Raw genomic sequence first — 7441 nt, 5'->3', positions numbered from 1 at the left:
GCCAGACGGTCACGGTGAAGTTCGCCGGGACCGAGGACGCCTCGCTCCAGACCAGCTTCGTGATCGACGACACCTCCGTCCAGACCGGCTGAGCCGGTGACCAGTGCCGCGCGGCCCGTCGCCCCGGGTCGCGCGGCCTGCGGATACCGACTCCTTACGGCTGTAGGGCAGTTGGCTGACCAGGTTGGGCCCGGCCGTATGCTGGCCGGATGATCAAGCCCATTGAGCTGGTGATATTCGACTGCGACGGCGTCCTGGTGGACAGCGAGGTGATCGCCGTCCGGGTACTGGTGCGGCTGGGCCGGGAGTACGGCTGGCCGCTGACCGAGACGGAGGCGATCGAGCGTTTCGTCGGTCGGTCGGAGCCGGTCAACAACGCGCTGGTCGCCGAGCGGCTCGGGGCGGAGGTGGCGGCCGTGTGGGGCAGGCGCTTCCACGAACTGCACGCCGAGGCGGTCGACGCCGGGCTGACCCCCGTGGACGGCCTGCCGGAGGCGCTGGCAGCGATCACCCTGCCCACCTGCGTGGCCTCCAGCGGCACCCACGAGAAGATGCGCCACACCCTGGGCCGGACCGGCCTCCACGACCACTTCGCCGGGCGGATCTTCAGCGCCACCGAGGTCGGGCGCGGCAAGCCCGCGCCCGACCTCTTCCTGCACGCCGCGCGCTCGATGGGCGTCGACCCGGCCGCCTGCGTGGTGGTCGAGGACAGCCGGCCCGGCGTGGAGGCCGCCCGCGCCGCCGGGATGCGCGCGCTCGGCTACGCGGGCGGCGTCACGGCCGCGGAGCGGCTGGCCGGGCCGGGCACCGTGGTCTTCGACGACATGCGGGAGCTGCCCGGACTGATCGCCGCGGGCGCGATCCACCGGGGGTAGGGCACCCCCGGCGCCAATTCGGTTGCCGGGCCCGGTCCGCGGCTGGCAGGGTCGGTCACCATGGCCCCCTCCCGCAAGCTGCACCCCGACGAACTGGACATCGACGAGTCGCTGGTGCGCCGGATGGTCGCCGAGTACTTCCCGCAGTGGGCGGGCCTGCCGGTCGAGCCGGTGATGCCGACCGGGACCAGCAACGCGATGTACCGGCTGGGTACCGAGCTGGTGGTGCGCATCCCGCGGATCCCCGGGGTGGTCGAGGAGATCGCCAAGGAGGACCGCTGGCTGCGGCACCTGGCCCCGCGGCTGCCCGTCCCGGTGCCGGTCCCGCTGGCCGTGGGCGGGCCGGTCGACGGCTGCCCCTGGCCCTGGTCGGTGCTGCGCTGGCTCGACGGCACCACCCCCGTCACCGGGCGAATCGCCGAACCCGGGCTGCTGGCCCGGGACTTGGCCGGCTTCGTGACCGCCATCCGCCGGATCGACCCGGCCGACGGGCCCGCCGCCCACCGCAGCGAGTCGCTGGCGGAGCGCGACGCCTGGACCAGGAAGGCGATCGCGGCCGTGCCGGACCTGGTGGACGCCGCCGCCGCGACCGCCGCCTGGGAGCACGCCCTGGCCGCCCCCGCCCCCACCGGCCCCCCGGTCTGGCTCCACGGCGACCTCCAGCCCGGCAACCTGCTGGTGGGCCCGGACGGCCGGCTCGCCGCCGTCATCGACTTCGGCTGCGCGGGCCTCGGCGAGTCGGCCGTCGACCTGATCCCCGCCTGGTACGTCCTGCCCGCCGCCGCCCGCCCCGCCTTCCGCGCGGCCGCGGCCCCCGACGACGCGGCCTGGGACCGCGCCCGCGGCTGGGCCCTGTCCATCGCCCTGATGGAGGTGTCCTACTACCGGGACAGCGACCCGAGGATGACCTCCATCGCCCGCCACGTGATCGCCGAGGTGCTGGCCGAGCACGCGTAGCGGGCCGGCCGCTCCCCGCCCGCGAGACGACGGGCGGGGAGCGGCCGGCGGCTCGTCACCAGAACCAGAGCGCGCCGGACTGGCCCTTGTACTCCCACTGCTGGGCGTTGGCCCCGTTCGCGCCGGAGGAACTGGTGATCTCCAGGACCTTGCCGCTGTGGTTCCGGATCACCGACCGGTTCGACCGGACTCCTTCCACCCACCACTTCGCGCCGTCCTGGCCGTTGCACGACCACTGCTGGGCCTCGGCGCCGTTCGAGGTGGAGGAGCTCTGGATCTCCAGGCACTTGCCGCTGTGGGCGTTCACGAGGTTCCAGTAGCCGTTGCCCGCGGACTGCCACCGCCACTTCGAGCCGGCCTGGCCCTTGCAGTCCCACTGCTGGGCCCGGGCGCCGTTCGCGGTGGAGGAGCTGGTGATCTCCAGGCACTTGCCGTTGTCGTTCTTGATCTCGATCGTGGCCGAGAGGCCGGCGCGCGAGTCGGCGAACGCCTGGCCGCCGCCGAGGCCGGTCAGGGTGAGCGCCAGGGCGGCGACGCCGATGCCGACGGCGGAGCGCCGGGTGCTGCGGAGTCCCTTGCTGGACATGGATGGTCCCCCTTCGAGGGTGTCGGTGTTGGTCGCGTCCGCCACTCGATCCCCCGTGTCGGACGCATCATCAGCTTGCCGACGCCCCCCGGCGGTTGTCGTTAGCATGCGGTCCACTGCCGCTTGGTTCAGAGTCCACCGCCGACCGTCACGGCGCCGTGGCGGTAGTCGCGGGGCGGCAGGCCGTACGCGCCGCGGAAGGCGCGGGTGAAGTCCGCGGCGCGGGGAAATCCGCAGCGGGCCGCGATGACGTGGACGGGCGTGGTGGCCAGGGCCGGGTCGCCGAGGTCGCGGCGGGCCCGTTCGAGGCGCTGGTGGCGGATCCAGGCGGCGACGGTCTCCTCCTCGTCCTCGAAGAGGCGGTGCAGGTAGCTGACCGAGATGTGGTGCGCGGCGGCGACCGCGCCGGGGTCGAGGTCCGGCTCGTGCAGGTGGGCCCGGATGAAGGCCCGGATCCGCTGGACCAGGGCCCGGCGCCGGCTCTCCGGCGGTACGGCGTCCTCGGCGTCGAGGTGGTGGGCGAGCAGCGCCGACACTAGGTCGAGGGCGACGGTGCCCAGCCGGGGTGCGTCGCCGGCCCGGTAGGCGCCGGGGTCGGCGGCGATGCCGGCGAGCAACTGGACGAGCAGGGCGCCCACTCCGGCGTCCCCGGGCATCCGGCGGGCCGTGAGCGTGCCGACCCGGTCCGGCGACAGCGGCAGCGCCTGTCGGGGCACGGTCAGCCAGCCCCCGCGGAACAGCTGGCGCGGATCGTCGGTGCTCGCCTGGAGGAGGACGGGCCGGGCGCTGTCCTGCAGGACCACGTCGTGCGGGCGGTAGGCGCCGAGGCCGTCGGAGCGGACCGCGGTGGCGGTGTCGCCGAACGGAAGCGAGAACAGGTACAGCTCGGGGTCGGTGGAGGAGCGGATCAGGCGTGGCGACCGGCTCGCGGCGAGCGGCGGGTGCTCCATCGTCCAGAGCGCCAGGTCGCCGAGCGGCAGGACACGCACCTCGGACCGGAAGTCGGCCCTGTGCTCGGTGCGGACGTCGAACGGCGCGATCATCCGGGTGAGTTGCTGCTGCCAGTACTCGAAGCGGTCCCGTGGTTCCACGTCCTCGGTCCGGTACACCGACTCGGTCAGCATGCTCGACCTCCCCTGGCTGGCCTTCCCCGTCCCGGCATTCTCACACCGCTGACGGATCCGGCCCGGGGGAGGAGGGGATCAGCCGACGAGGCCGCCCTCGGGCGAGGCCCCGCGCCGGACGGCGTCGGCCGAAGAGAACAAGCCGGAACAGCGGCAGCAGCTGCGCCCCACCCGCCCACCCCTTCCAGGAGCAACAAAAGGCAACGGTGGCCCCGGCCATGGATGGCCGGGGCCACCACAGCTGAGCCCATTCAGGCCGCCCCAGGGCCCGTTGCCGCTTTGCGCAGGAAGTCGACTTGGCCGACTTCCTGTGCTTATGGGCGGGTTGTGCGGGTGCGGCAGTGGGTGAGGGCGTACCGGATGCGGCGGTCGGAGGGGAGGGTGGTGGCGAGGAGTTCGCCGGCGGTGGTGAGGGTGGACCAGTAGCGGGCGGGGTCGCCGGTGCGAGGGAGGGGGTGGGTGGCGGTGAGGGAGAGGTAGGCGGCGGTGAGGTTGCCGGTGGTGAACCAGCGGTTGAGGCCGTGGCGGTGGCCGGGGCGGATGCCGCCCATGGCGTCGACGGCGGTCAGGAAGTGTTCGACGACGGCGAGTTCGGTGTCGGTGAGGGACTTGGGGATGTCGAAGACGCCGAGGGCTTCGAGGAGTTCGCCGGTGTCGCTCGCGGAGTCGGGGCGGGGGTCGGCGAGCAGGGCGTCGTAGCAGTCGGCGAGGCGGCGGGTGGTCTCGGCCTGGGGGATGTCGAGGGCGAGGCAGACGGCTCGGGCGACGGGCAGGGGTCGGTGGCCGAGGCGGGCGAGGAGGGCGTAGGTGGCGGCGGGGGTGGTGCCACGGGAGAGGGTGTGCCGGGCCAGGGTGGCGAGGTGCATAGGGAATCGGGCTTTCAGGCGAGGGTGGCGGGGGCGATGAGCACCCAGACGAACTTGCCGATGCCGCAGGGGCGGTCGGCGCAGCCCCAGCGTTCTGCGAGCTCGTTGACGAGGAGGAGGCCGCGCCCGTGCTCGTCGTCCGGCGCGGCGGCGCGGAGGGAAGGGCGGTCATCGCCGGCATCGTGGACTTCGACGCGCAGGCGGGAGCCGGCGAGGGAGAAGCGCACTTCGATGCGCCGGTCGTCGGGCGCGTCGCAGTGCTGGACGGCATTGGCGAACAGCTCGGACAGGAGCAGTTCGGCGCTGTCTCGGTACCGGTCCCCGGAGGGCAGCCCGGAGAGGTACGCCCGGAGCAAGTAGCGGGCCAGGGGCGTGGATTCGGTTCGCGAGTCGAGGCGCGCGACGAACATGCGGGGGCGGCGGGACGTGAGCATGAGGGAACACCTTGGAAGCAAAAGGAGTAGAGAGACCAGCCACACCACTGATGGTGATGGACCAATGACGGACAGCCAGTCGACTATGGACGTGACAGGTTCGATTGGAAGCCGGGGTGGGACAGTCCGGGCGATGCGAGGGTGTAGGTCATGAAGCCGGAGCGCTCGCCGGTCGTGACGAACCCGGTCTTACGGAGGACGCGGCCGGAGGCGGGATTGTCGGTGCGATGTTTGGCGCGGACCTCCGGCAGGCCGAGGTGGCCGAATGCGAGCGCGAGGATCTTGCGGACTCCTTCGGTGGCGTAGCCATGGCCCCAGGCGTCTGCGCGCAGGATGTAGCTGATGGCGGCGACCGGCCGGTCACAGTGGAGCTTGCCGATGCCGAGGAGGTCACCGTCCACGGTGAATCCGAGCACGTACAGCGTGCGTGGTGACTGCGCAGCAGCCGCCATGATGTCGCGGACGCGGTGGCGGGCCTCTTCGGCGTCCATCGGTGATCGGCCCAGGTACCTGGTGGACTCCGCGCTGTAGATCCGTTGCAGGGCCTCGGCGTCTCCGGTGCCCAGCTCCCGCAGCTTGATCACCCGTCCACCGCTTCGATGATCTTCGTCAGCTCGGTGGCGGTCGGCCGGTCATCGGGCGCGGCCAGCAGGACGTTGCGCAGGCGGGCTTGGAGGGCGGGCCAGGGCAGCACGGTGGACAGAGGGACAGCCCAGTGGGCGATGGTCTTGCGGATCTCCTCCACCGGCGCTCCCTTCTCGAGCCCGGCCGCCTCGTAGTCCAGCGGCCACGTGCCGGTGACGCAGGTCCACAGGGTGCCGGCGAGGGCGTAGACGTCGGCAGGCTGTGTCGTTTCGACGGGCTGGGGGCCGTTGATGATCCGGGCGGCCGACTCGGGCGCGGTGAGGTGGATCATCGTGCCGTCGAATCTGGTCCACGGGGTGGTGCCGATCCGCCGTGTCCAGGCGAAGTCGAGCAGGCGCACTGTTCCGTCCTGGCCGTGGATGCCGTGTGCGGGCTGGAGGTCGCCGTGCACCCAGCCGTCGGCGTGGAGGTCTGCCACCGCACGGCACAGTCCGACGGCGGCGGCGAGGGCTTCGTCCTTCTCGCCGTCGCCCTTGCGCAGGGGGCGGAAGACCTGCCAGGTGGAGGGGCCGGGCAGCCACGGGGTGATGTACCAGATGCCGTCGGGGAAGCGGCCGGCGGTAACGGTGTAGCCGGGGAGCTGGTCGAGGACGGAGGCTTCGCGGGCGGTGACCTCGGCGGCCTCGCCGGTGCCGAGCTTGATGCTCGCCACACCGCGTGGTCCGCTGGCCTTCCACACTGCCGATCCCCGCCGGCTGCTGATCTCCTCCAACTGCTTCAGCGGCCCGCAGAGGGCCTTCGTGGCCTTCAGTGCCTCTCCGGCCTCGGTAGCGAACTCGCCCATTGCCGTACTGCCTTCCACTCGCAGGGGATGTGCTTGAAGACGTCCTGGCCGTCGTCCACCGCGACGGCCAGGGCCGCGGCGAGATCGGGAGTCTCCACGAGGAACCTCGGGTCCAGGGGCCGCACGCCCGCCCGTACCGGGAGGAACGAGAAGGGCGGCGACGGGATGGCCTGCCCACGCCGGCTGGTCTCGACGGCACCCAGGGGGAACTTGCCGAACATGACTCCGACCGGCCCGTACAGGTGCTTCAACGCCCAGTGCGGCCAGGCCATCAGCTCGCCATGGCCCGCGCCTTCGCAGCGCCCGACCAACACCACGTTCTCGCACGCCAGGGCGCCATATGGCCGACCCATCAGCGGACGGACCCACTCCGCGGCCTGGACCCCGGCGTAGAACAACTCGGCCTCCACGGCGTACCGGTGACTGCCCGGGGCGATCTCGTAGACCGTCCAACCGGCCATGCCCCGTGACGTGGACGGCCGCAGGAACGGACAGTGCTCGTACAGCTCGGCGAGGTACCCGTCCACGTCCACACCGAGGGGGTCCTGCGTCCGGGCTTCGATGAGGCGCAGCGCCCCGGCGGTCGGCCGGGACGCTGCGCCGGATGGTGTGGTGATCACAGGTGCGACGCCACCGGGACCAGCTCGTCGCCGTCGCTCGGCGCGGGCGAGCAGTCCCACTCCGCCCAGACCTCACCCGTCTCGCGGTAGTGGGCCAGGGCCTGGGTGTCGAGCGTGCCGTCGGCGTCGGTGAACCAGATCTCGGGCAGAGGGCCGTACGCCTCCTCGTACGCGGACACCCAGGAGATGAAGCCGCTGCCGGAGCTCTCGACGTGGGCCAGCCTGCGGCTGGCGTACCGGAGCGCGAACTCCTCGTGCGCGACCGGGTCGGCGAGCAGCCGGTGCCACGCCGCGTCGACGACGGCGGAGAACATCTCCGGCGCGCCCTCGCCCGCGTCGATCCGCCGCGCGGCGATCGTGAAGAACTTGCCCAGCTCGTCCAGCTCGACACCGGACGTGGTGGAGGTGGTCATGGGCCTCTCCAATCGGGGTCAGCGCTGCCCGCCCGGGCGGGTACGGGTAGCTGTGAGGGAAACCCGGCCCGGCATCACCTGCTCCGAGCGTCGGGAGTGCGTGGCCGCCCGGGGAGCGAGCGGGCCTGGGGTAGCTG

The 7441-nt window shown here is 72.5% G+C and carries 10 protein-coding genes; 2 read left to right on the top strand and 8 right to left on the bottom strand.

Annotation, left to right across the window (positions count from 1 at the left end; all coding sequences use genetic code 11):
* Window positions 1–209 precede the first annotated feature (209 nt).
* The gene (locus tag ACWDBB_RS15080; protein WP_449789987.1) at window positions 210–875 is read left to right on the top strand and encodes an HAD family hydrolase; all 666 of its coding nucleotides are present in this window, start codon (window positions 210–212) and stop codon (window positions 873–875) included.
* Between the two features lie 60 nt (window positions 876–935).
* Window positions 936–1832 (top strand): aminoglycoside phosphotransferase family protein, encoded by an 897-nt coding sequence (locus tag ACWDBB_RS15075; protein ID WP_449789986.1) that lies wholly within the window; start codon window positions 936–938, stop codon window positions 1830–1832.
* A gap of 55 nt (window positions 1833–1887) precedes the next feature.
* Here the strand turns inward: ACWDBB_RS15075 and ACWDBB_RS15070 are convergent, their stop codons facing one another.
* The 8 genes from ACWDBB_RS15070 to ACWDBB_RS15035 form a co-directional block, all read right to left on the bottom strand.
* Entirely contained in the window at window positions 1888–2418 is a 531-nt protein-coding gene (locus ACWDBB_RS15070) for an RICIN domain-containing protein (protein ID WP_449789985.1), read from the bottom strand.
* Window positions 2419–2546: 128 nt separating this feature from the next.
* Window positions 2547–3542, bottom strand: coding sequence for a helix-turn-helix domain-containing protein (locus tag ACWDBB_RS15065; protein ID WP_449789984.1), 996 nt, complete (start codon window positions 3540–3542; stop codon window positions 2547–2549).
* A gap of 314 nt (window positions 3543–3856) precedes the next feature.
* A complete protein-coding gene (locus ACWDBB_RS15060; RefSeq protein ID WP_449789983.1) occupies window positions 3857–4408 on the bottom strand; it encodes a hypothetical protein in 552 nt (183 codons plus the stop codon).
* A 14-nt stretch (window positions 4409–4422) separates the two neighbouring features.
* A complete protein-coding gene (locus ACWDBB_RS15055) occupies window positions 4423–4842 on the bottom strand; it encodes an ATP-binding protein (RefSeq protein ID WP_449789982.1) in 420 nt (139 codons plus the stop codon).
* Window positions 4843–4925: 83 nt separating this feature from the next.
* Window positions 4926–5426: a GNAT family N-acetyltransferase gene (locus ACWDBB_RS15050; protein WP_449789981.1), complete on the bottom strand. Its 501-nt coding sequence runs from the start codon at window positions 5424–5426 to the stop codon at window positions 4926–4928.
* Window positions 5423–6271, bottom strand: coding sequence for a protein kinase domain-containing protein (locus tag ACWDBB_RS15045; RefSeq protein ID WP_449789980.1), 849 nt, complete (start codon window positions 6269–6271; stop codon window positions 5423–5425). Before ACWDBB_RS15045 ends, ACWDBB_RS15050 begins: the two co-directional genes overlap by 4 nt.
* Window positions 6235–6891 carry a hypothetical protein gene (locus tag ACWDBB_RS15040; protein ID WP_449789979.1) on the bottom strand — a complete coding sequence of 219 codons (657 nt, stop codon included), beginning with the start codon at window positions 6889–6891 and terminating at the stop codon, window positions 6235–6237. Before ACWDBB_RS15040 ends, ACWDBB_RS15045 begins: the two co-directional genes overlap by 37 nt.
* Window positions 6888–7304, bottom strand: a complete 417-nt coding sequence (locus ACWDBB_RS15035) for a hypothetical protein (protein WP_449789978.1) — start codon at window positions 7302–7304, stop codon at window positions 6888–6890. The genes ACWDBB_RS15040 and ACWDBB_RS15035 overlap by 4 nt, the downstream gene beginning before the upstream one ends.
* Window positions 7305–7441: the final 137 nt, after the last annotated feature.

This window comes from Kitasatospora sp. NPDC001095, from assembly GCF_053598615.1.
Note: the sequence above shows the minus strand (reverse complement) of the source record. Positions and strands in the feature narration are given on the sequence as shown.